The organism is Okibacterium sp. AC114 (assembly GCF_979253355.1).
Map to the genome: position 1 here is coordinate 3,114,520 of NZ_CEEDBR010000001.1, position 22,730 is coordinate 3,137,249.

At 69.0% G+C, this 22,730-nt stretch carries 20 protein-coding genes and 1 pseudogene; 7 read left to right on the forward strand and 14 right to left on the reverse strand.

Translation table 11 applies throughout. From position 1 onward, the window contains the following. Position 1 precedes the first annotated feature (1 nt). The 4 genes from kdpB (at position 2) to ACZ6IE_RS14485 (ending at position 6,174) form a co-directional block, all read left to right on the forward strand. A complete protein-coding gene (gene kdpB / locus ACZ6IE_RS14470) occupies positions 2 to 2,248 on the forward strand; it encodes a potassium-transporting ATPase subunit KdpB (protein ID WP_464608522.1) in 2,247 nt (748 codons plus the stop codon). Between the two features lie 74 nt (positions 2,249 to 2,322). Continuing rightward, a complete protein-coding gene (gene kdpC, locus ACZ6IE_RS14475) occupies positions 2,323 to 2,928 on the forward strand; it encodes a potassium-transporting ATPase subunit KdpC (RefSeq protein WP_464608523.1) in 606 nt (201 codons plus the stop codon). 7 nt (positions 2,929 to 2,935) lie between these two features. Continuing rightward, complete coding sequence (locus ACZ6IE_RS14480) at positions 2,936 to 5,473, forward strand: DUF4118 domain-containing protein (RefSeq protein ID WP_464608524.1); 2,538 nt, start codon at positions 2,936 to 2,938, stop codon at positions 5,471 to 5,473. Further along, positions 5,470 to 6,174 (forward strand): response regulator, encoded by a 705-nt coding sequence (locus ACZ6IE_RS14485; protein WP_464608525.1) that lies wholly within the window; start codon positions 5,470 to 5,472, stop codon positions 6,172 to 6,174. Before ACZ6IE_RS14480 ends, ACZ6IE_RS14485 begins: the two co-directional genes overlap by 4 nt. Here the strand turns inward: ACZ6IE_RS14485 and ACZ6IE_RS14490 are convergent. The 4 genes from ACZ6IE_RS14490 to ACZ6IE_RS14505 all read right to left on the reverse strand — a co-directional run bounded on the left by ACZ6IE_RS14490 (position 6,138) and on the right by ACZ6IE_RS14505 (position 10,743). Continuing rightward, complete coding sequence (locus ACZ6IE_RS14490; RefSeq protein ID WP_464608526.1) at positions 6,138 to 7,148, reverse strand: aquaporin; 1,011 nt, start codon at positions 7,146 to 7,148, stop codon at positions 6,138 to 6,140. The two genes, ACZ6IE_RS14485 and ACZ6IE_RS14490, sit on opposite strands and share 37 nt — an antisense overlap. A gap of 110 nt (positions 7,149 to 7,258) precedes the next feature. Further along, positions 7,259 to 8,494 (reverse strand): saccharopine dehydrogenase family protein, encoded by a 1,236-nt coding sequence (locus ACZ6IE_RS14495; protein ID WP_464608652.1) that lies wholly within the window; start codon positions 8,492 to 8,494, stop codon positions 7,259 to 7,261. Between the two features lie 18 nt (positions 8,495 to 8,512). Next, positions 8,513 to 10,111, reverse strand: coding sequence for an APC family permease (locus ACZ6IE_RS14500; protein WP_464608527.1), 1,599 nt, complete (start codon positions 10,109 to 10,111; stop codon positions 8,513 to 8,515). A 176-nt stretch (positions 10,112 to 10,287) separates the two neighbouring features. Further along, a complete protein-coding gene (locus ACZ6IE_RS14505) occupies positions 10,288 to 10,743 on the reverse strand; it encodes an SRPBCC family protein (protein WP_077054591.1) in 456 nt (151 codons plus the stop codon). A 186-nt stretch (positions 10,744 to 10,929) separates the two neighbouring features. Between ACZ6IE_RS14505 and ACZ6IE_RS14510 the strand changes: the two genes are divergently transcribed. Continuing rightward, a complete protein-coding gene (locus tag ACZ6IE_RS14510; protein WP_464608528.1) occupies positions 10,930 to 12,531 on the forward strand; it encodes a hypothetical protein in 1,602 nt (533 codons plus the stop codon). On the opposite strand, the gene ACZ6IE_RS14515 is transcribed toward ACZ6IE_RS14510, so the two are convergent. The 6 genes and pseudogenes from ACZ6IE_RS14515 to ald form a co-directional block, all read right to left on the reverse strand. Further along, the gene (locus tag ACZ6IE_RS14515; protein WP_464608529.1) at positions 12,522 to 12,830 is read right to left on the reverse strand and encodes a DUF6510 family protein; all 309 of its coding nucleotides are present in this window, start codon (positions 12,828 to 12,830) and stop codon (positions 12,522 to 12,524) included. The genes ACZ6IE_RS14510 and ACZ6IE_RS14515 overlap by 10 nt on opposite strands. Further along, the gene (locus tag ACZ6IE_RS14520; RefSeq protein WP_464608530.1) at positions 12,830 to 13,552 is read right to left on the reverse strand and encodes an FAD-binding oxidoreductase; all 723 of its coding nucleotides are present in this window, start codon (positions 13,550 to 13,552) and stop codon (positions 12,830 to 12,832) included. The genes ACZ6IE_RS14515 and ACZ6IE_RS14520 overlap by 1 nt, the downstream gene beginning before the upstream one ends. Next, on the reverse strand, positions 13,549 to 14,142 hold the full coding sequence (locus tag ACZ6IE_RS14525) for a sulfite oxidase-like oxidoreductase (RefSeq protein WP_464608531.1): 594 nt from the start codon (positions 14,140 to 14,142) through the stop codon (positions 13,549 to 13,551). The genes ACZ6IE_RS14520 and ACZ6IE_RS14525 overlap by 4 nt, the downstream gene beginning before the upstream one ends. 228 nt (positions 14,143 to 14,370) lie before the next feature. Then, entirely contained in the window at positions 14,371 to 15,765 is a 1,395-nt protein-coding gene (locus ACZ6IE_RS14530; protein WP_464608532.1) for a coiled-coil domain-containing protein, read from the reverse strand. 128 nt (positions 15,766 to 15,893) lie between these two features. After that, positions 15,894 to 16,448 (reverse strand): annotated as a pseudogene (locus ACZ6IE_RS14535) (DUF4166 domain-containing protein); the annotation flags it as partial. Between the two features lie 28 nt (positions 16,449 to 16,476). After that, entirely contained in the window at positions 16,477 to 17,598 is a 1,122-nt protein-coding gene (gene ald / locus ACZ6IE_RS14540) for an alanine dehydrogenase (protein WP_464608533.1), read from the reverse strand. Positions 17,599 to 17,757: 159 nt separating this feature from the next. Between ald and ACZ6IE_RS14545 the strand changes: the two genes are divergently transcribed. Both ACZ6IE_RS14545 and ACZ6IE_RS14550 read left to right on the forward strand, forming a co-directional pair. Beyond that, positions 17,758 to 18,279 carry an Lrp/AsnC family transcriptional regulator gene (locus ACZ6IE_RS14545; RefSeq protein WP_464608534.1) on the forward strand — a complete coding sequence of 174 codons (522 nt, stop codon included), beginning with the start codon at positions 17,758 to 17,760 and terminating at the stop codon, positions 18,277 to 18,279. Positions 18,280 to 18,500: 221 nt separating this feature from the next. Beyond that, a complete protein-coding gene (locus ACZ6IE_RS14550; protein ID WP_464608535.1) occupies positions 18,501 to 18,806 on the forward strand; it encodes a DUF7882 family protein in 306 nt (101 codons plus the stop codon). A 104-nt stretch (positions 18,807 to 18,910) separates the two neighbouring features. On the opposite strand, the gene ACZ6IE_RS14555 is transcribed toward ACZ6IE_RS14550, so the two are convergent. From ACZ6IE_RS14555 to ACZ6IE_RS14570, 4 genes are all read right to left on the reverse strand, one after another. After that, on the reverse strand, positions 18,911 to 19,594 hold the full coding sequence (locus ACZ6IE_RS14555) for an SDR family oxidoreductase (protein WP_464608536.1): 684 nt from the start codon (positions 19,592 to 19,594) through the stop codon (positions 18,911 to 18,913). 48 nt (positions 19,595 to 19,642) lie between these two features. After that, complete coding sequence (locus ACZ6IE_RS14560; protein WP_464608537.1) at positions 19,643 to 21,679, reverse strand: ABC1 kinase family protein; 2,037 nt, start codon at positions 21,677 to 21,679, stop codon at positions 19,643 to 19,645. Positions 21,680 to 21,790: 111 nt separating this feature from the next. Continuing rightward, complete coding sequence (locus ACZ6IE_RS14565; RefSeq protein WP_464608538.1) at positions 21,791 to 22,192, reverse strand: DUF1801 domain-containing protein; 402 nt, start codon at positions 22,190 to 22,192, stop codon at positions 21,791 to 21,793. A 95-nt stretch (positions 22,193 to 22,287) separates the two neighbouring features. Then, a complete protein-coding gene (locus tag ACZ6IE_RS14570; RefSeq protein ID WP_464608539.1) occupies positions 22,288 to 22,692 on the reverse strand; it encodes a DUF3253 domain-containing protein in 405 nt (134 codons plus the stop codon). Between the last annotated feature and the right edge of the window lie 38 nt (positions 22,693 to 22,730).

A 22,730-nucleotide genomic window follows, 5' to 3' on the forward strand; every position in this document is an offset into this window, starting at 1 on the left:
CATGTCCAGCTCGAACACGATCGAGAACACCCCGGCCGCCGACGGCGCGCACGACGCCCGTCAGCTCGGCGCCCCGAATCGCAGCGCGAAGAAGGCACCGGATGGCGCAGCCCCGGCACCCCGCGTCGGCGCCATCTCGCCCGCGCAACTCGTCCAGGCCCTGCCCGGCGCCTTCCGCAAGCTCGACCCGCGCCTCATGTGGAAGAGCCCCGTCATGTTCATCGTCGAGGTGGGCGCGGCGCTGACCACGCTCATCGCGATCGCCGAACCGTTCGTGGGCGGCGCCGGCACCTCGGGCGGCCAGAGCGTTCCCGGCGGCTTCACGTGGGCCATCGCCGTGTGGCTGTGGCTCACAGTGCTCTTCGCCAACCTGGCCGAGGCCGTCGCCGAAGGTCGCGGTAAGGCCCAGGCCGACAGCCTGCGCCAGACCCGCACCGACACCGTGGCCGAACGCGTCACCAGCTATGACCCCGACGCGGATGCCGCAGCCGAACACGCGCCCACCGAGAAGGTGTCGTCGGCCGAGCTCACCCTCGGCGACACGGTCATCGTGCGCGCCGGGGAGTCGATCCCGGGCGACGGCGACATCGTCTGGGGCATCGCCTCGGTCGACGAATCGGCCATCACGGGCGAATCGGCCCCCGTCGTGCGCGAATCGGGCGGTGACCGCAGCGCCGTCACGGGCGGAACCCGCGTCCTGAGCGACCGCATCGTCGTGCGCATCACGTCGAAACCCGGCGAGACCTTCGTCGACCGCATGATCGGCCTCGTCGAGGGCGCATCGCGGCAGAAGACGCCCAACGAGATCGCCCTCAACATCTTGCTCGCCAGCCTGTCGATCGTTTTCGTGATCGTCGCGCTGACGCTCAACCCGATCGCGTCCTATGTGGGGGCGGCCGTGAGCGTGCCCGTGCTGATCGCGCTGCTCGTCTGCCTCATCCCGACCACCATCGGCGCGCTCCTGTCGGCCATCGGCATCGCCGGGATGGACCGTCTCGTGCAGCGCAACGTGCTGGCGCTCTCGGGCCGTGCCGTCGAGGCGGCGGGCGATGTGACCACGCTGCTGCTCGACAAGACCGGCACCATCACCTACGGCAACCGGCGCGCGACCGAGTTCGTGACGCTCGGCGGTGTCACGCTCGGCGAACTGGCGGATGCCGCATCCCTCGCCTCCGACGCCGACCCGACCCCCGAGGGCAAGTCGATCGTCGACCTGGCCCGCAACGAGGGGCTCGGATCGCGCGAGGAGGGCGCGGCACTCGAGGTGGGAACCGTCGTCGTGCCGTTCACCGCCCAGACCCGCATGTCGGGCGTCGACCTGCCCTCCGGCGAGCAGATCCGCAAGGGTGCCGGTTCGGCCGTGCTCGCCTGGGTGCGCGAAACCGGCGAGGTGAACCCCGGCGTGGCCGGGCGCCTCGACAAGGAGATCAACCGCATCTCGCAGTCGGGTGGCACACCGCTCGTCGTCGCCGTGCGCGAGGCCCCGACGGATGCCGCAGCATCCCACACACGCATTCTCGGCGTCGTGCACCTCAAGGACGTCGTCAAGGAGGGTATTGCGGAACGGTTCGCCGAACTGCGCGCCATGGGAATTCGCACCGTCATGGTGACGGGCGACAACCCGCTCACGGCCAAGGCCATCGGTGCCGAAGCCGGTGTCGACGACGTGCTCGCCGAGGCGACGCCCGAACAGAAGCTCGAACTCATCCGCCGCGAGCAGGAGGGCGGCAACCTCGTCGCCATGACGGGCGACGGCACCAACGACGCCCCCGCGCTCGCGCAGGCCGACGTGGGTGTGGCCATGAACACGGGCACATCGGCGGCGAAGGAGGCCGGCAACATGGTCGACCTCGACTCCGACCCGACGAAGCTCATCGACGTGGTGCGCATCGGCAAGCAGCTGCTCATCACGCGCGGCGCGCTGACCACGTTCTCCATCGCGAACGACATCGCCAAGTACTTCGCCATCATCCCGGCCATGTTCGCGGGCGTCTTCCCGGGCCTCGCGGTGCTCAACATCATGCAGCTCAGCTCGCCGGCCTCGGCCATCCTGTCGGCCATCGTCTTCAACGCTCTCGTGATCGTCGCGCTGATCCCGTTGGCGCTCAGAGGCGTGAAGTATCGCGCGGCGAGTGCGTCGAGCATCCTCGGGCGCAACCTGCTGGTCTACGGCCTCGGCGGCGTGATCGCCCCGTTCATCGGCATCAAGTTGATCGACCTGATCGTGAGCCTCATCCCCGGGTTCTGACCCGGCCGCGCTCGCCACAGACGACACACACACGAACATTCCGTCACAGAACATCCGAGAAAGAAGAAGGAATCATGGGCCAGGCCCGGAACGCAGCGAAACAGTATTGGGTGGCGGTGAAAGCGATGCTCGTCTTCACGGTGGTGCTGGGCCTCGCCTACCCGCTCGTGATCCTCGGCATCGGGCAGGGCGTGCTGCCGGCCCAGGCCAACGGATCGCTCGAAGAGGTGGGCGGCCGGACCGTCGGTTCGGCGCTCATCGGGCAGTCGTTCAGCGACGCCGACGGCAACCCGCTGCCCGAGTGGTTCCAGCCCCGGCCGAGCGCCGCGGGCGACGGCTACGACTCGGCGTCCTCGTCCGGCTCGAACCTGGGCCCCGAGAACGCCGACCTGATCGCCGCCATCGAGGAGCGTCGCGCACAGGTCGCCGAATTCAACGGTGTGCCGGCCAGTGAGGTGCCGGTCGACGCGCTGACGGCCTCGTCATCCGGCCTCGACCCGCACATCAGCCCCGAATATGCGCTGTTGCAGGTGCAGCGGGTCGCAACCGAGCGCGGCCTGAGCGCCGACGACGTGCGTGCCCTGGTCGAGTCTAAGATTCAGGCAAGGGATGCCGGCTACCTCGGCGAACCGACCGTGAACGTGCTGCAGCTCAATGCCGCTGTCGCCGAGATGGGTTGATGACCGCATGAAACGTGGGCGGCTGCGGGTGCTGCTCGGCGCCGCTCCCGGCGTGGGCAAGACGTTTGCGATGCTCGAAGAGGGGCACCGGCTGCAGCAGCAGGGCGTCGATGTGGTCGTGGCGATCGTCGAGACCCACGGCCGCACGGCCACCGCCGCACTCGTCGACGGGCTCGAGGTGGTGCCGCGGCGACAGGTCGGGCATCGGGGTGTCGAGCTCGACGAGATGGACACGCAGGCGGTGCTGGCGCGGCATCCGGATGTCGCACTGGTCGACGAATTGGCGCACACCAACGCGCCGGGCGACGACCGCGAGAAGCGCTGGCACGACGTGGAGGTGTTGCTCGACGCCGGCATCGACGTGGTCTCGACCGTGAACATCCAGCACATCGAATCGCTCAACGACGTGGTGCAGCAGATCACGGGTGTGCCGCAGCGCGAGACGGTTCCGGATGCCGTGCTGCGCGGCGCCGACCAGATCGAGGTCATCGACCTGGCGCCCGAGGCGCTGCGCGATCGCCTGTCGGGCGGACTCGTCTACCCTGCCGCACGCATCGACGCGGCGCTCTCGAACTATTTCCGTCTCGGCAACCTGACGGCCCTGCGCGAACTGGCGCTGCTGTGGCTGGCCGACGAGGTCGACAGCGCGCTCAAGCGGTATCGCCGGGAGCACGGCATCGACCACAAGTGGGAGGCGCGCGAGCGCGTGGTGGTGGCGCTGACGGGTGGGCCAGAGGGCGAGACGCTGCTGCGCCGCGGCGCGCGCATCGCCGCCCGGTCGTCGGGTGGCGAACTGCTGGCCGTGCACGTCATCAGCCAGGACGGCCTGCGCGACGCACAGCCCGGGGCACTGGCGGCGCAGCGTGCGCTCGTCGACACGCTGGGTGGCACCTATCACCAGGTGATCGGCGAGGATGTGCCGCGCGCCCTCGTCGACTTCGCGAAGGCGTCCAATGCCACGCAACTCGTCATCGGCGTGAGCCGGCGGTCGCGGCTGGCGGCGGCCGTCACGGGGCCGGGCATCGGCCAGACCGTCATCCGCGAATCGGGCGATATCGACGTGCACATCGTGACGCACGGCGCCGCCGGCTCGCGGTTCACGCTGCCGGGGCTCGGCGGATCGCTCAGCCCCAAACGCCGCATCATGGGTGCGCTCGTCGCGCTCGTGGGTGGACCGCTGCTCACGTGGTTGCTCGTGCAGTTCCGCTCGGACGAGTCGATCACCTCGGATGTCCTGTCCTACCAGCTGCTGGTCGTCGTCGTCGCGCTGGTCGGCGGCATCTGGCCGGCCCTCTTCGCCGCGCTGCTCTCGGGTCTCACCCTCGACTACTACTTCGTGCAACCGCTCTACACCGTGACGGTGGGCGACCCGCTGCACCTGCTCGCCCTGCTGCTCTACATCGTCATCGCCGTGCTCGTGAGCGTTGTGGTCGATCAGGCCGCACGTCGCAGTCGGTCGGCGCGACGCTCGGCCGCCGAATCCGAGCTGCTCGCAACGGTCGCCGGCAGCGTTCTGCGCGGCCAGGACGCCCTGCAGGCCCTCGTGACCCGCACCCGCGAGGCCTTCTCGCTGACGGGCGTGCGGTTGCTGGATGCATCGAGCCATGCGGTTCTCACCACCGACGGCGAACCGGCCGCCGACGATCGCGTCACCACCATGCCCGTGGGGGACCGAGCCATCCTCGAATTGCACGGCCCCGACCTGGCGGCCTCGGAGCGGCGGCTGCTGAGTGTCATCACGACACAGATCGACCAGGCGCTCGAGCACAACGCACTCGCCGAGACGGCCGACGTGGTGGGCTCGCTGGCCGAGGCCGATCGCATGCGCAGCGCGCTGCTCGCGGCCGTCGGGCACGACCTGCGGCGTCCGCTCACCGCCGCGACCGCCGCCGTCAGCGGTCTGCGGTCGACCGAGGTGGCCTGGACGGCGGCCGATCGCGACGAACTGTTGGCCACGGCATCCGAAAGCCTCGAATCGTTGGCCGTGCTCGTCACCAACCTGCTCGATGTGAGCCGGGTCGAGGCCGGCGTGCTGGCCGTGTCGCTGCAGCCGACCGATGTGGCCGAGGCCGTGCTGCCCGCGCTCGACGAGCTCGACCTCGGGCCGGGCGACGTCGAACTCGACCTGCCGAGCGGGCTGCCCGCGGCGCTCGCCGACCAGGTGCTGCTCGAGCGCGTGGTCGTGAACCTGCTGTCGAACGCCGTGCGCTACTCGCCTGAGGGCAGCCGCGTGCGTGTGGCGGGGAGCTCGTTCGGGGGGCGGGTCGAGATCCGCGTGAGCGATCAGGGTCCTGGCATTCCCGCCGACCGGCGCGCCGACGTGTTCGTGCCGTTCCAACGACTCGGCGACACCGACAACAGCACGGGTCTCGGGCTCGGCCTGGCCCTGTCGAAGGGATTCGTCGAGGGCATGGGCGGAACCCTCGAGGCCGAAGACACCCCGGGCGGCGGGCTCACCATGATCGTGGCCCTGCCCGCGGCCGAACTCGGCTGCGAGCCGGGTGCCCGCGACGCCCAGCCGGCACCCATCGAGGAGACCCCGTGAAGATTCTGATCGCCGACGACGACCCGCAAATTCTGCGGGCCCTGCGCGTGACGTTGGGCGCGCGCGGCTATGAGATCGTGACCGCCGCCGACGGGCGCGAAGCCCTCAATGCCGCCATCGAGCAGCATCCAGACCTCATCATGCTCGACCTCGGCATGCCGCATTTCGACGGCATCGACGTGATCGAGGGTGTGCGCGGATGGAGTGAGGTGCCCATTCTGGTCGTGTCGGGTCGCACGGGCGCCGCAGACAAGGTCGATGCTCTGGATGCCGGAGCCGACGACTATGTGACCAAACCGTTCTCGATCGACGAGCTGCTGGCGCGCATCCGGGCCCTGACGAGGCGCAAGCCCACCGCGGCCGACGAACCCGTCATCGAGTTCGGAGACGTGCGCGTCGACCTCGCGGCCAAACACATCGTGCGGCGCGGAGCCGACGGCACCTCGGCGCCCGTGCGGCTGACACCCACCGAGTGGAAGATCCTGGAGTTACTGCTGCGCAACCCGGGCAAACTCGTGACGCGCGACGCGTTCCTGACCGAGGTCTGGGGGCCGCACCACACCGAGGACACGGGTTACATGCGCCTCTACATGGGGCAGTTGCGCAAGAAGTTGGAGGCCGAACCCTCCCGGCCCCGGCATCTGCTCACCGAGGCCGGCATGGGTTATCGCTTCGTGGCCGACGGGGGTGTCGAGCCGTAAGCCGTGCCCGGGTGGATGGTGGGGGTCGGCGCGGGCGCGGTGGCCGGGGGAGCCGCGGCCGGGGGAGTCGCGGCCGGGGGAGTGGCGGCCGGCGCAGGCGCTGCGGCGGGAGCCTGTGCTGCGGCTGCGGGTGCGGGTGCGGGCGTGGGTGCCGGGGGCTGCCAGGCCGCCGGAGCGGCACGATCCGCGGGGGCGGTGGCGTTCGATGCGGGTGTCTCGCGGTCGAACAGGGTGGAGTACACGAAACCCGCGATGAGCGCGCCGAGACTCGGGAACACGAGGAACACCCACACCTGCACGAGCCACGGCGTGCCGGCGAAGACGGCCGTGGCGAGCGAACGGGCCGGGTTGAGTGAGGCGTTGTCGATGGGGATGGCGACCAGCAGCAACACGGTCAGCGTGAGCCCGATGGCGATGGGCGCGAACCCGGCGTCGGCACGAGCGTGCGTGACACCCAGGATGACGAAGAGGAACAGCGCCGTGGCGACGACCTCGACGATGACGACCGAGAACAGCGAGAACAGGTTGGGGGACAGCTCGCCGTAGCCGTTCGACGCGAAACCGTCGACGAGCGTGCGTTCGAGGTAGCCGAGCGGCCCGCCCGAGGCGATGGCGAGCACGGCGGCCGCGCCCGCGATGGCACCGACCACCTGCGCCGCGATGTAGGCGGGAACCTCGCGCCACGCGAATCGCCCGGCGGCCGCGAGACCGAGCGTGACGGCGGGGTTGAAGTGCCCGCCCGAGATCGGGCCGAACGCGTAAGCGCCGATCATGACCGCCAGGCCGAGGGCGAGGGCGACGCCCAGAAAGCCGACGCCGAGGGGGTTGGAGGGCTCGACGCCGAAGAAGGCCGAGAAGGTGGCCGTGCCGGTCAGCGCGAAGACGAGCAGGAACGTGCCGGCGGCTTCGGCGAGGAGTTTGGCCGACGTGTGGGGCCGAGGGGTCGCGGGTTGGGGCGCATCAGGGTAGCTCATATGCGTCACTCTAGAATATCAAGGTCCGCAAAGGAAGAAATGTGCCGAGAACGTCGGCGCGTCGCACTCACGCCCCCATCGACGCACCGAACCCCCGCCGCTCGGCGTGCTTACGACTCCGGCGCGTCCCGCTCCTCCATGCCCCACGGTGAGCCGTAGCCCGCCGGTGCCGGCTGGGCCAGCAACTCGAGGAACGGCCGCGCGTCGAACGCCTCGGGGCCCAGCACACCCGCGCCCGACCAGACGCCCCGCGCCAGCAGCTCGAGTGCCACCACCGGGTTCACGGCGGTCTGCCACACCACGGCCTGCGAACCGTATTCGCGCATCGACCACTCGTTGTCGACCACGTGATAGAGGTAGACGGCCCGAGGGGTGCCATCCGTGCCGCGCCCCGTGACGTAGAGCCCCGCGCACGTCTTCCCGCGCATCTTGTCGCCGAGGGTTGCGGGGTCGGGCAGCGCCGCCGCCACGACATCCCGGGGTGACACCTGCACACCCTTCACCGTGAGCGGCTCGGTCTTGTCGAGACCCAGCTTGTTGAGGGTCTTCAGCACGTCGATGAACTCGTCGCCCAGACCGTATTTGAAGGTCACCTTGCGGGCGTTCGTCCAGCGCGGCATGAGGATGACCTCCTCGTGCTCCACGTTCACGCATTCGACCGGGCCGATGCCCTCGGGAAACTCGAACACCTCCGGCTCGGAAAACGGCTCGGTCGTGTACCAGCCGCGGTCGCGCTCGAACACGACGGGCGGGTTGAGGCATTCTTCGATCGTCGTCCAGATCGAGAACGAGGGCGCGAAGTCATAGCCCTCGACCGTCAGGTTGGCGCCGTCACGAACGCCCAACTCCTCGATCTCGGAGAAGAGCTCGTCTTCGGCATAGCGCGCGAAGACATCGGAGAGGCCGGGCTCGACCCCCATGCCCACGAGCGCCAGGCGCCCCGCATCCGACCAGGTCGAGGCCGCCGCGAATTGCTCGTCGCCCAACATGACACCGGTCTGGGTAAAGGGGTGCTCGGGATGCCGCGCCGACAGGCTCATGGCCATGTCGAGGTAGGTGGCGCCGCCCTGGAAGGCCCCCTCGAAGATGGGCATCACGAAACGCGGGTCGACGGCGTTGAGCACATGCGTGATGCCGTGTTCGCGGATGAGCGCGGCGACGGCATCCGCGGATGACGCATCCACCTGTGCGGCACGCAACCGGTCGTCGCCGAGCGCATCGACCAGCAGCTGCGGGCGGGCCGGGTCGTAGTCGGCCACCACGAGCAGCTCGAAGAATGGGCGACGCACGGCGATGCGCACGGCCGCCGAGCCCACGCCTCCCGCTCCGACGATGAGAATGCGCAGGCGTTGCTCGGTCATGGACTACTTCCCTTCGGGGCGGGCGGTCGGGGCGGTGTGGTCGGTGTCGGGCGTCGTGACGCTCAGATCGGGGGAGTCCGGCACCAGCACGGGCGTCTCGCGGTTGAGGCTCTCGCCGCGGTAGAAACGCTTCGAGCCCGGGAACGCCCACCAGATGATCGCGAGCACCAAGCCCAGCGCGAGCGAGCCGATGCCGACGACGAAGGTTCCGCCGATGCCGAGCAGCGTGCTGTAGCCGTAGTCGACGCTCACCATGTCGATGGCCGACTTCACGAACGCGGCCGTGAGCAGCACGGCACCCAACAGCGGGAACAGGAAGCGGAAGAAGAAGTTGTGCGACGAGTCGAACAGGTTGCGGCGGAAGTACCAGACGCACGCGAAACCCGTGATGGCGTAGTAGAACGCGATGGCAAGACCCAGCGACAGGATGGAGTCGGCGAGGATGTTGCTCGACACCGCCGTCATGATCACGTAGTAGGCGATCGACGCCGCGCCCATGACGAGGGTCGAGAACGACGGCGTCTTGAAACGCGGGTGCACAACGCTGAAACGCGCGGGCAGTGCCTTGTAGACCGCCATCGACAGCGTGCCGCGCGCCGTCGGCAGGATGGTGGTCTGCGTCGACGACACGGCCGACACGAGCACGGCCACCACGAGCAGCCACGCCCACGGCCCGAAGAGCGCATCCTTGAGCGCGAAGAAGATGTCATCAGAGCCGTCGGGGTTCGCCAGACCCAGCCCCGACTCGCCGACGCCCGCGTACATCATGGCCGCGACCGCGACGCCCACGTAGGTGACCAGCAGGATGACGGTCGAGATGATGGCCGAACGGCCCGGGATGCGGCGAGGATCCTTCGTCTCCTCATTCAGCGCGAGACAGGCATCCCACCCCCAGTAGATAAAGAGCGCGAGCAGGATGGCCTCGGTGAAACCCGTCGCATCGGTGAACGCGAACGGGTTGAACCAGTCGAGCGTCGGCATGGTCGGGTCGGGCGCCGTGCCGTTGACGACGCTCGCGATGGCCAGGATCGCGAACAGGGCGAGAGCCGCGTATTGGATGACGAGCAGCACCACCTGCAGCTTCTCGCCGATCTCGAGCCCGCGGTAGCTGACATACGTCATGGCCGCGATGAAGAAGACGCCCGTGGCCGTGACGAGGAAACCGTTCTCGGCCAGCGAGCCGTCGCCGATCAGCAGCCAGAGATAGGTGCCCGCGATCTGGGCGAGGTTGGCGAGGACCACGATGCCGGCGACAGCGACACCCCACCCCGCCATCCAGCCCACCCACGGCCCGAAAGCCTTGGTGGCCCAGGTGAACGACGTGCCGCAGTCGGGGATCTCGCGGTTGAGCTCGCGATAGGCGAACGCCACGAAAAGCATCGGGATGAAGGCCAGGATGAACGCGATCGGCGCCTGGGCGCCCACCGCCAGCACCACGAAGCCGAGCGTCGCGGCGAGCGAATAGACGGGGGCCGTGGAAGCGAGCCCGATGACGACCGAACCGGCCGTGCCGAGCGTGCCAGCCGCGAGGCCCTTGCCCGCGCCGTTCTGGGGAGGGACCGCGGGACGGCCGGGGGTTCGGGTGGACGGTGCGTCGGTCATCGTGCGGGCATCCTTGTCTCTGGGCCGCTCGGGGCGGCAGATAACGCCGATGGTGCTGTGGTGGGTTCACACTAGACCCGCGGGGCTCACGTCGTGAGGGTTTTTCCCGGGACACGCGGAACGGCGGCATCCCGTTCGAAACGAGACGCCGCCGCCGTGGTCGTGCTGTGCGAGGTTTAGGCCTCGACGTCACCGCGCCAGGCGCCGTCGGGGGTGCCCTTCGACTCGATGTACTCCTTGAAGTTCTTCAGGTCCTTCTTGATGGCGTGGTTGTCGACGCCGAGCGTCGAACCGAGCTTCTCGAGCAGGCCCTTGGGCTCCCAGTCGATCTGCACGGTGACACGCGTCTCGGTGTCGGACAGCTTGTGGAACGTGACGACACCGGCGTGGTCGACCTCGCCGCCCGTGCTGTTCCAGGCGACACGCTCGTCGGGGTGCTGCTCGGTGATGTTCGCCTCGAACTCGCGCTCGACCGTTCCGACCTTGACCTTCCAGACCGTCAGCGTGTCGGTGACCTGGGTGATCGACTCCACCTCCTCGAGGAAGTGCGGGAATTCCTCGAACTGCGTCCACTGGTTGTAGGCGACGGAGAGAGGAACGTTGACGTCGACGGTTTCGATCGTTTGGGTCATGGTGATACTCCTATGCGTTGTGCGGTTTACGAGATCGATATCGACGCTACGCCGGGGCTTCTCTTCGCGCGCGGGGTGTCAAGAATGCGGATGACGTGCTAGTGGACGCGCCGCGATCGGGGGCCGGGTTTGCCACCCCGTCGGGGGCCGCCGGTAGCATGGCTGACGCGACCTGGGAGGTGCACCATGGCCCGAAACCGAACGACGACCGCGCTCGCCGCGACCGCCCTGGCAGGGCTCGTGGCCCTGACCGGCTGCACGGCATCCAGCCCGACGGGGCCGAAGACGCCGTCCGCCGCGCGCACCGTGCTCACGGCACCCACCGATCCGCTCACGGTCGCCGACGGGGATGCCGCGGCGAACGCGCTCGTGGCCAGCCGGCAGCTGTTCGGCGAAGCATCCGTGGTCGTCGTGGCCGCGAACGACGATGCCGACGCGCAAGGGGCCGGGGCCGCCGAAGCCGAGAAGCTGGGTGTGCCGTTGTTGCTGGGCGCGGCGACTCGCGACTCGGGGTCGACCTCCTCTGCGTCGCCCGAAGATGGCTCCGACGACGAGCCGGCCAACGCTGTCGATGACGAGCTCGACCGCCTCAAGGCGCACACGGTGGTGACCTACGGTGCGGTGGATGCGCGCCAGCTCGATGTTCCGGGCGACGGAGACGACTCGGGCTCGGAGCAGGCGGGCGAACGCCGCATCATCGCCGGGTCCGCCGACTCCGACGGCGACGCGCCCCGACTCGAACGCGGAGAACCCGCCGGCAAGACCCTCGCCCTCGTGACAGACGACCCCAGCGCGCTCGCCGCCGCGGCGACCGCGCGCGCGGCCGGTGTGCCCGTGCACGCTGTGCCCGCCGCGAACGCCAACCCACAAGCATCCGCCGACGCCATCACGGCGCTCGCCGCCGCGCCCGACGACGCCGTGCTCGCCCTGGGCGCCCCCTTCGCCGATCAGCAGGCGCTCGACTGGAAGGTGCGTTCGGCTCGCACCGGCTACCAGCTGCCGGGCGGCGGCCAGATCCTCTTTCCCGGCCACCAGTTCGTGGCCCTCTACGGCGCCATCGGCACGGGTGCGCTCGGCGTGCTCGGCGAGCAAGATGCCGCGGCCACCGTGCAGCGCGCGAAAGACGTCGCCGCGCCCTACGAGAGCCTGAGCGACAAAACGGTCGTGCCCCTGATGGAGATCATCGCGACCGTTGCGGCGGGGGCCGCCGGCCCCGACGGCGACTACTCCAACGAGATCGACCCCGAAACCATCCGCCCCTGGATTCAGGCCGCCGCGGATGCCGGGCAATACGTCGTGCTCGACCTGCAGCCCGGCCGCAGCGACTTCCTCAGCCAGGCCAAGCGCTACCAGTCGCTGCTCGAACTGCCCAACGTGGGCCTGGCGCTCGACCCCGAGTGGCGGTTGAAACCCGACCAGGTGCCGCTGCGCCAGATCGGGTCGGTGTCGGCCGCCGAGGTCAACGAAGTGTCGGCGTGGCTCGCCCAGCTGACGAACGAGAAGGGCCTGCCGCCCAAGATGTTCGTGCTGCACCAGTTCCGTCTCGCCATGATCCAAGACCGGCAGACGCTCGACATGTCGCACCCCGAACTGGCGATGCTCATCCACGCCGATGGCCAGGGTGGCCAGCCCGACAAACAGGCCACGTGGCGGGCGCTGCACCAGGGCGCCCCCGAGGGCATGGCGTGGGGCTGGAAGAACTTCTACGACGAAGACAAGCCCATGCTCACGCCCGACCAGACGATGCGGGATGTCGCGCCGCTGCCCGACCTAGTCACCTACCAGTAGCGGCCGGAGGCGAGGGCCGCGAGGCCCGCGATGTCGAGGCGCAGGCCGGCGGGGGAGCGGTGCAGCGTGAAGAGCGTGTGCGTGCAGCCGCGGCAGATGACGATGTCGGCCGTGTCGTCCCGCTCGACGACGGCCGTGGCGAGTGGGGCCTCGTCGCCGCAGTGGCGACACGTGACGAGCGCCGTCGTGAGGTCGGCGGCGAACAGGGCCGAGAGGGGCCCGGCCAGGGCGTTACCGTCGACATTTTCCACGGTCGAGGTGACACCATCCGCCAGGTGCGGGAACGGGTGAGACGACATCACGAACCTCCGAAGCGTTCGGTGCGAATGCGTTGCGGGTCGTGGCCGAGGGCGACGAGCGCCTTCGCAGTGGCCTCGACGAAACCCGTGGGGCCACACACGTAGACGGTGGGGGCATCGGATGCCGGAAGCGTCGTCTCGGCGAGCAACTCGCGCGTGACACGGCCGGCGGGGCGAGGCCATCCATTCGGGGTTTCGCGCGAGTACACCCAGTCGAGGGCGAACGACGGGTCGACCAGGGACAGCAGCTCGTCGGCGAAGTAGGCGTCGGCCGGGGTGCGCACCGAGTAGAGCAGGCGGAACGGGGTGACGCTCGCCGCAGCGTGGTGGGCGCGGGCCATGGCGACGAGCGGAACGCTGCCGCTGCCGCCCGCGATGAGTTGCACGGGTTCGGGTTGCTCGACATCCCAGACGAAGTAGCCGCCGAGCGGCCCGCGCACCTCGAGCTGATCGCCCACGAGGACGTCTTCGACGAGGTAGGGCGACACCTCGCCGTCTGGCAGCTCGTCGACGGCCAGCTCGACAGCCTGGCCGGGGCCGAACGATGCGATCGAGTAGGAGCGAACCGCCTGGTAGCCGTCTTCAGCAGTGAGCCGCAGGTCGAGGTGCTGGCCGGGGCGGTTGCCGGGCCAGCCGGGAACGTCGACGAGCAGGCGTCGGCCCGTACGCGTCAACATCGTCGCCTCGGTCACCGTGCCCACGAACCACTCGGCCCTGGTCACCAATACCGTTGCTCCTGCCACGGGTCGCCATAGGTGTGATAGCCGTTCTGCTCCCAGAAGCCGGGGTCGTCGTCGCCGTGCATGACGATTCCGCGAACCCACTTGGCGCTCTTCCAGAAGTACAGGTGCGGCACGAGGAGCCGCGCGGGGCCGCCGTGCTCGGGGTCGAGCGGCTCACCGTCGAACTCGGTGGCGATCCAGGCTTTGCCGTCGAGCAGGTCTTCGAGCGGCAGGTTGGTCGTGTAGCCGCCGTAGGAGTGCACCATCGTGAAGTCGTAACTGGTCTCGACCTCGGCGAAGAGCGTGTCGAGCGAGACGCCGCGCCAGGTGGTGCCGAGCTTCGACCAGCGCGTCACGCAGTGGATGTCGGTGTCGATGGTCTCCTGCGGCAGCGCCTGCAGCTCATCCCACGACCACTTCTTCTCGTCGCCCGTCTCGGTGCGGATGAGGAACTCCCACTCCGCGGTGTCGACCTCGGGTGTGGGACCGGCCGAGAGCACCGGGAAGTCGGTGGTGAGAAACTGCCCGGGCGGCAGATCGGGTGTCGATTCGCGGCGGCGTGCGCCGAACCCGCGTGAGATGACGGCCATGGTCTCGCCCTTCGTTCGGTGCGCGGTGGCGCGGCGGATGGCTCGGCCGCCGCCCGTGCGAACGCGCAACGCGTGCCCTGCGGCTGATTCTGGTGCGTGCGGCCGGGGCCGCGCAACACTTATTTGTCGAAGGATTCCTCGTCGAAGGACGGAAGGGGGAACGCTCGGCGACCCAGTCGCGAAGGCCCCCGTGGTGGCCGAGTCGTTCAGCGGCGGGGGCCGCGCCCGTCAGCCGCGGATCGGAGCCTGGCGCGGCCCCGCGTCGTAACGGGCGAGCGCGTCGGCGTCCTGCGCGAGGCGCGCGGCACGGCGAGCGATATCGAGCGCTTCGACCGGGTCGGCGGAGGCGCCGGCGAGCACGATCTGGCGTTCCGCCTCGGCGAGGCGCGTGCGCGCTTCGGGGCCCACGCGCGACCGGTTCGACGTGATGAAGTCGGCGGCCACCTCGATGTAGCTGTTGGCCGAGAAGACCGCGCCGCGCAGGGCGGCCTGTGCGTTCTTGATGCGCTCGACGTTGCTGCGGGCCTCGGCCAACGCCTGGTCGAGCTGCAGGGATGCGTCGCGCAGTCGCCCAATGGCCGGCAGCGGATTGAGCGCGCCGACGGGAACGAGTTCGCGCTCGGCATCGGTCGCCGCGTCTCCGTCGGCCTCGATCGGCGTTGTGTCGTTGCTACCGGCGCCCGACGCGGGGAGGCTCGCAGCGAGGGCGCGAACGTGGGTCTCGGCGTCATCGGCCGCGCGCTGGGCGACGGCGATCGCATCCCCGATCAGATCGGCCGCGTCGGGCAACGGGTTGGAGTCGCGCGCGGCGCGGGCCTCGGCGATGCCCGCGCGCGTATCGGCGAGCGAACTCTCGAGTTCGGTCGCGGCGCCGTTCAGCGTATCGGCGATGTGCATGACCTGCGCCAGCGTGGTGCGGGCCGTTCCGAGGTGGCGCGCGACGGCGTCGAGGTGGGGCGCCGCGAGCGTTCCACGTGAAACGGCGTCGGTCGCGGCATCTGCCGATCGTCGCGCTTCGGCGAGCAGGGCCGCGGCGGCGCGCGGTGCGTCGGCGGCGGCACCGATCGCGGCGGGCGAGAATCGTCGGGCGAGGGCGTCGAGCGTGGCCTGCGCGGCGGGGAGGGCAGCTTCGGTTTCGGCGAGACCGGCGGTCAGCTGAGCGAGTCGTTCGGGGGCGTCGCGTTCCACGGAGCGTCGCTCGCTCAGCGAGGAGTTCTCGGTTTCGACGAGTCGCGTGGCCGTGGCGCACAGCTCGATGATGCGTGTATTCCAGCGCGTGCGGTCGGATTCCGTATCGGGAATATGATCGTCGAGCTTCTGCCGAAGGAGGAACGCTTCGCGCAGAGCCTGCCGTGCCGAACTCACCGCGCGCGCCACCTGGGCAGCATCGGACTTGCCGAACTGCGCCTCGGCGAAACCGACCTCGTCCTCGGCCTGCCGCACGACGTCGTCGGCCTGCACGAGCGCCAGGCCCGCGCGCTGGTCGAGGGCCTCTGGAGTGCGGCCCTCGGCCTGGAGGACGCGGCGGCCTCGGGCGCGCAAACCGCGCACGAGCAGAACGGCCGCGATGGCGGCGCCCCCGAAAACGATGAGCGAGGGAAGCCACCACAGTGCGCCAGACATACGCCGATTCTAGGCAGTGGCGGTGTGTGAACCCTCAGAACCCGGCCAGTCCGGCGGATCTCGTAGCGGAATGTGCCCCGGTACTCGTAGACAAGCCCGACGAGCGGGAGTGAGAGGGTGACGTCGACGCGCTGCCGATCGTTCGATTCGTCGAAGGCCTCGCGAAGGGTCACGCGGGGAGCGACGACACGAGGGATGCGGAGATGTCGCGAGCCGAGGCGCAGGGCGACGGCATTCGATCGAAGCGCTAGTGCACCGTCGTCGGCGCGGGCGTCGAACCGGGCCCAGAGCGGCGCTCCGACACCCAGGCGGTCGACCAGCGAGCCGTTCTCCTCGGCGATGACATCCACCATGTCGCGGTCGCGGCGGGCCGATCCCGAGCGCCCGGCCAGCCGAAACGTGCGCGTGGCCGCGACCCCGGGGTGCCCACCCGCATCCGCGATGGGCCTGTTCTCGACCGTGAAGGGCACGTCGCGCTGCCACACGGGAAAGAGGATGCCGCGCCGGGCCAAGACCGCGAGCACGGGCCACATCCACCGGCGCGGCGTGCCGACCGTGTGGAAGACCCCGTCGCCCCGGCCGACCGACCCACGCGGGATGGACGAGAAGTAGAGGCGCAGACGGGGATGCAGGAGCGCCAAAACCTCGGGGATCGTGGCTTCGTACGGCGACGGCGCTGGCATAAGGGCGACTCTAGCCCGGTGCGGTCCGCTAGCTCAGCGCGAGGGCCTCGTCGAGGGAGATGGACGGGAGGCCCAGGGCGCGCGCGACCGGGGCGTTGGTGAGCGAACCGGCGTGCGCGTTGAGGCCGAGCGCGAGGGCCGCGTCATCCGAAACCGCCTTCTTCCAGCCCTTCTCGGCGAGTGCGATGGCGTAGGGCAGCGTGGCGTTGGTGAGCGCACGAGTGGATGTTTCGGGCACCGCACCCGGCATGTTGGCCACGCAGTAGTAGACGCTGTCGTGCACGGCGAAGGTGGGATTGTCGTGGGTGGTCGGGCGTGAACCCTCGAAGCATCCGCCCTGATCGATGGCGATATCGACGAGCACCGAACCGTGCTTCATGGTCGAGACCATCTCGTCGGTGACGAGCTTCGGGGCCTGGGCGCCCGGGATGAGAACCGAACCGATGACCAGGTCGGCCTCGCGCAGCTGTGCGGCGATCTCGTAGGTCGACGACACGCGCGTCTGGATCTGCCCGCCGAACCGCACCTCGAGGTCGCGCAACCGCGGGATGGACAGGTCGATGATGGTGACGTCGGCGCCCATGCCGAGCGCATTCGCCGCCGCATGTTCGCCCGCCACGCCGCCGCCGATGACGACGACCTTGGCCTTCTGAGTTCCGGGCACGCCGCCCAGCAGGATGCCGCGCCCGCCCGCCGCGCGCATCAGATGGTAGGCGCCGACCTGGGTCGAGAGTCGGCCCGCCACCTCGCTCATGGGCTGCAACAGCGGCAGCGACCGGTTCGGCAGCTGCACGGTCTCGTAGGCGATGGCCGTTGTGCCCGAGGCGAGCACGGCGTCGGCGCACGGCTTCGAGGCCGCGAGGTGCAGGTAGGTGAAGAGCGTCTGCCCGGAGCGCATGCGCGGGTACTCCTCGGCGATGGGCTCTTTGACCTTGAGGATGAGATCGCCTGCGGCCCAGACCTCGTCGGCCGTCTCGGCGAGTGTCGCTCCCGCCGCCGTGTAGTCGTCGTCGGAGATGGACGAGCCGAGACCCGCGCCCCGTTGCACGATGACGTCGTGACCCAGTCGCACGAGCTCGTGCACCCCGGCGGGCGTGATGGCCACCCGGTTCTCGTTGTTCTTGATTTCGGTGGGGATGCCGACGCGCATGCGTTTCTCCAATCGAGAGGCCGTCTCAGCGCCGGCGTCGTTGCCGGTCGTTCGCGACAGATCTATGCTCCGGATTCTGCGTTACACGGACGTAAACTGTGCAGAATCAGCGGTGGGATGCATCCAATTCGCATCTTTGTGCGGCGAGAAGGGGTTTCGATGACGGTGTCGCCGAAGAATGTGCGGGAACGGGGCCCGGAGCGCGGGCGAGATCAGGGGCGCGACCTGGACGATATCGACCGCGCAATCCTGGCCCAGCTGGCCGGTGACGCGCGTATGCCGAACAATCAGCTGGCCGAACGCGTCGGCATCGCGCCCTCGACCTGTGTGGCTCGGGTTCGATCGCTGGTCGACCGGGGCGCGATCCGGGGCTTCCGAGCGGACATCGACCCCGCGGCGGTCGGTCTCGGCTTGCAGGCGCTCATCAGCGTCAACATCCGGGCCGGTGCGCGCCAGCAGATCCGCACCTTCACCGAAGAGATGCGTTCACTGCCGGACGTCGTGCAACTGTTCTTCCTGGGCGGCTCGGAAGATTTCATCGTGCACCTGGCCACGCGCGATTCGGACCACCTGCGTGACTTCGTCGTCACGCATCTCTCGGCCCACCCGGCCGTCGCCTCGACGCGCACGAGCGTGATGTTCGAGCACTACCAAAACAGCCCGGCTCTCGACCCACGTTAATCGCGAAAACGCACTGGTCACCGAGAATTCCGCCGTCTGTCTGAGCGGAAGGTTTCGCGCGCCTTGCAAACCGAGATTATAGAGCAAATGTGCCTCAAATTTCGCCCCCTTGCGACGAGATTTCTGGAAGTGGAGCGGGCTCCATAAGATCGGAATTCGATCCCCCATGCCCACCCCCGGAGCCTGGTTCGATCGTTTGATGAGGAGACTGGCGCGGCACGATGGGAAAATTGATCTACGGTGACGGAAGCACCGAAATCGAATTCGAGGACCGCCTGCTGGCCCACCTCAAGGTGGCAATCGTCACCAAGCTGCGTCGCGGCGAGACCTTCACGCTGTCGTGGGATCACGGCCACGATCAGGGCAGCGGCCGCAGCACCATCTGGCTGCACCCCGGCATCCCCCTGCACTTCCTCTTCTTCGGCGGCCGCGAGCCCGTTTTGAACCGCGCGTGGGCCGAATCGATGCTCATCTCGGCGTCGAGCACCAACGGTATGCAGATCATGCCGGAGCCGCCGCAGGCCTGAACGCCGGCATATCTGAACGCAAAAAAAGGGACCGATCGTTTGATCGGTCCCTTTTTCGTCGGCGGGCGGGCGATGGTGAGCCGCCCGGCCAGCTCGATGCGTGCTTAGTACTTGATCTCGGCCAGGGCGTCGGAGATGGGCGTCTCGCCCGAGACGACCTCGAACTGCGTGCGCACGGCCGTTCCCTCGAGAATGGCGGTCGCGACGATCTCGGCGACATCGGCGCGCGGGATCTCGCCGCGGTCGACGGTGGAGCCGGTCGTGATCTGTCCCGTTCCGGCGTCGTCGGTCAGGGCGCCGGGGCGCACGATGGTCCAGTCGAAGTCGCGCGAGCGGATGTCGGCGTCGGCCTCGCTCTTGGCGCGGCGGTACACCTCCCACACGGCGGCATCGTCGTTGTCGTCGACGGGCAGCGTGGACTTCTCGACGTCGAAACCATCGACCGACATGGCCGAGATGATCACGTAGCGGTCGACGCCGGCCTTCTCTGCGGCATCCGCCAACAGGATCGCGCCGTCGCGGTCGACCGTCATCTTGCGCTCGGCACCGCTCTTCGCTCCGCCACCGGCCGCGAACACCACGGCGTCGGCGCCCTGCAGGTGCTGGGCGAGCGTGTCGGCGTCGACCGACTCGAGGTCGAGCACCAGGGCTTTCGCTCCGGCCTTCTCGAGGTCGGCGGCGTGGTCGGGGTTGCGGATGATTCCGACGACCTCCTGGCCGGCATCCGCCAGTCGACGCTCCAAGAGCTGGGCGATCTTTCCGTGTCCTCCTGCGATGATTACTGTCATCTTCGGTACAACGTCCCTTCGGGGTCAGAATTCCATCGGCGTGGGTCGCTAGCGGGGCTTCGTCAGGAACACCCGCCGCAACGACCGCAGTATCAGGATGAACCCGACGAGCCCGATCGTCGACCCCAGGAACGCGAAAAGTCGCACATCGGGCACGATGTAGGGCCCCGAATCGGTCACGACGAGAACGATGCCGACCACGACGGCCGTGATGGCGATGAGCACGCCGACCGTCTCGGAGACGAGCGTGGACACCCACCAGCGGTCGTCGCCCGTGGCGAACGAACGCACGCGCACGCTGAAGGTGCCGTTCTCGATGCGCGACGACACCGATTCGATGCGCCGCGGCAGCTTGCGCAGGGTGGCCAGGGATGTCGCGGCCTGCGCCTGAGCCGACGCGAACAGTCGCTCGGGGCTGAGCAAATGTCGCATGAAGTGGGGCACGCGTTTGAGGGCGTGATCGACGAGATCGAAATCGGGGTCGAGCAGGGTGAGGCATCCGTCGAGCGTGACGATGGTGCGAAAAGCCGAGCTGAGGGATGCCGGCAGCCCCAGGTGGTAGGCGCGGATGACGTCGAGCAGCACGCTGAAGATCGAGCCGTCGCCCTTGCGGCGGTGGCGCATCAACGTGAGCACCTTTCCGATCTCGCGCTGCATGGCCTGCGTGTCGGTGCCGTCGGGAACCGTGACGACGAGCAGGAGGGCATCAGTCGTCGCGACGTCGTCCTCGCTCGCCGCGGCGAGGAGCAGCGTGGCCAGGGCCTCGCGCATGCTGCGCTCGAGCACGCCGATGGCACCGAAGTCGATCATGCCGAGCGTGCCGTCCTCGCGCAGGATGAGGTTGCCGGGGTGCAGATCCGCGTGGAACACGCCCTCGACGATGACCTGCTGCAGCACGGCGTCCAGCAACGCCTCGGCCAGCGCCTGGCGGTCTGCCATCGGCATGCTCGCCAGGTGTTCCTGCGCCTTGCCGAGGGGGATGCCGTCGACCCGCTCCTGCGTCAGCACGCGGCGGCTGCTCGCCTCGGCGAACACACGCGGCACCGACAAGACGTGGGATGCCGTGTGCTCGACGGCGCTGCGGATCATCTCGGTGTTGCCAAACTCGATGCGGTAGTCGAGCTCCTCTTCGAGGGTCTTGGCGAAACCGTTGGCGAGCGACACGGCCCCGAATTCGGCACCCCAGGATGTTTTCGCCTCGATGCGGTCGGCGATGCGCAGAATGATGTCGACATCGGCGCGCACCTGGCGCTCGGCATCCGGCCTCTGCACCTTGAGCACCACATCGGTGCCGTCGAGCAGTGTGGCGCGGTGCACTTGGGCAACGGATGCCGCGGCGAGAGGTTCATGGTCCACCCACGCGAAGACCTCGCCGAGGGGTCGGCCGAGCTCGCGTTCGACGACGCGCTCGATATCCGACCACGGCAGCGTCGTGGCGCTCGTCTGCAGCGACGACAACGCCTCGATGAAGCGCGGGGGCAGCAGGTCGCGGCGCGTGGACATGACCTGGCCGAGTTTCACGAAGGTGACTCCGGCGTCGTTGAGGAACGAGACGATGGCGTCGGGGGAGCGGGAGGCGCCGGAGGGCGACGGCGTGCTGCTGGGGTTCGTCGCCACGGACGCGCCGGCCGTCGCATCCGCCGAGGTGCGCCGGCGCGGGTGACCGTGAATGGCGTGCCCGACGCCGTGGCGCGAGGCGATCGCGAGGATCTGCAGGTAGCGCTGCGTGCGGCGGCGGCGGTGAACGGCCTCCTGGAACGCGTAGATGGGGTTCGGCACCGACGCGGTGGGCCAAATGGCTTCGCTGCCGACGAGGAACGCGACGCCGAACGCGAAGGTCCACCCGAAGGCCAGCAGGATGAACGCGAGCGCGACGACGGGGTGCACATCGAGGCCGCCGGCACCGTCGAGCAGGCCGGCCTGGCCGGCCGTGTACTGCGTGAACGGCACGCTCGCGGCGAAGACGACGAGTCCCACGACGAAGGTGCGCGGCCATCCGACCGGGGCGCCGAGCAGGCGGCGCGTCATGAAACCTACGGCGAGGGCGTAGACGATCGCGAGGGGAATGACGATGAACAGATACACGTGTGAAACCCCCGGTGTCGGTCGCCTGGCGCGTGCGCTCAGCCTAGTGCGGGGCGCGGGTGTGGGGTCGGGAGAAATGTCCGCGGGGATGCCGCGAGTCCAGGTCGATCGTTACTGCGATGCCTTCGCAGCGCGGACGGGCTTGGCGGCGCGTTTCGCGCGGTTGAACTCGATGGCGCGGCGAACGAGACCCTGCAATCCGGGCACGTCGAGCGTGTCGCCGGCCGAGAGCTCGTAGGAGCGGCGCTGATTGCCGCCCAGCTCGCCGTTGAACAGGCCGTCGGGGTCGTCCAACGAGGCGCCGTACATGAAGCCGAGCTTCACCTTGGTCTTGAAGATGTTGCCGACCACGAGGATGCCGTCGACCTCCCACACCGGGGCGCCCATCCACTTCCACTCTTCGACGATGGCGGAGTCGACCTCGAGGATCGCCTGCCGAGCCTGCGCCAAGACCTCGCCGCGCCAATCGGGATGCTTCGCAATCAGCGCGTCGATCTCTTCAGCGGGTGTCACGTGATCCTCCATCTGCCATCGACGGGTTCCGTCGGCCCGACACTACTCGGGTCCAATGCGAGCTTGAGTATGCCGAATTATTCAGCCAGCCCCGGTCAGGCGCGGTGGCGGCGGATGCGGATGGGGCCGCGAGCCGTGGAGGGGTCGACGACCGAGCCGCCCTGCGTGATGTCGACGACGCCCGCTTCGACCAGGCGGCGGGCGGCGCGGCGGGCGGGCTCCATGAGGTCGCGCCAGTCGTCCTTCGTGCCGACGGCCCGCGCCGCATCCGACGGGCAGATGGTGGAGGTGGCGGCGCGTTTGTCGAGGAGTTCGATGATGGTTTCTTCGAGACGGCGGTCGACGTCGGTGACGCCGCGGCGTCGGCAGGCGTCCGAGCAATAGCGCACGGCATCCCAATTGTCGGCCCACTTCGATCGCCACTGCATCTCGCGGCCGCAGGAGGCGCAGACCTTGCTTTCGGGCACGGGGGAGGCCGCCGCGCGTTGTTTGTGAGCCATCCTTCAAGTGTGCGCGGCAGTTCGCCAGCGTCAAGGGG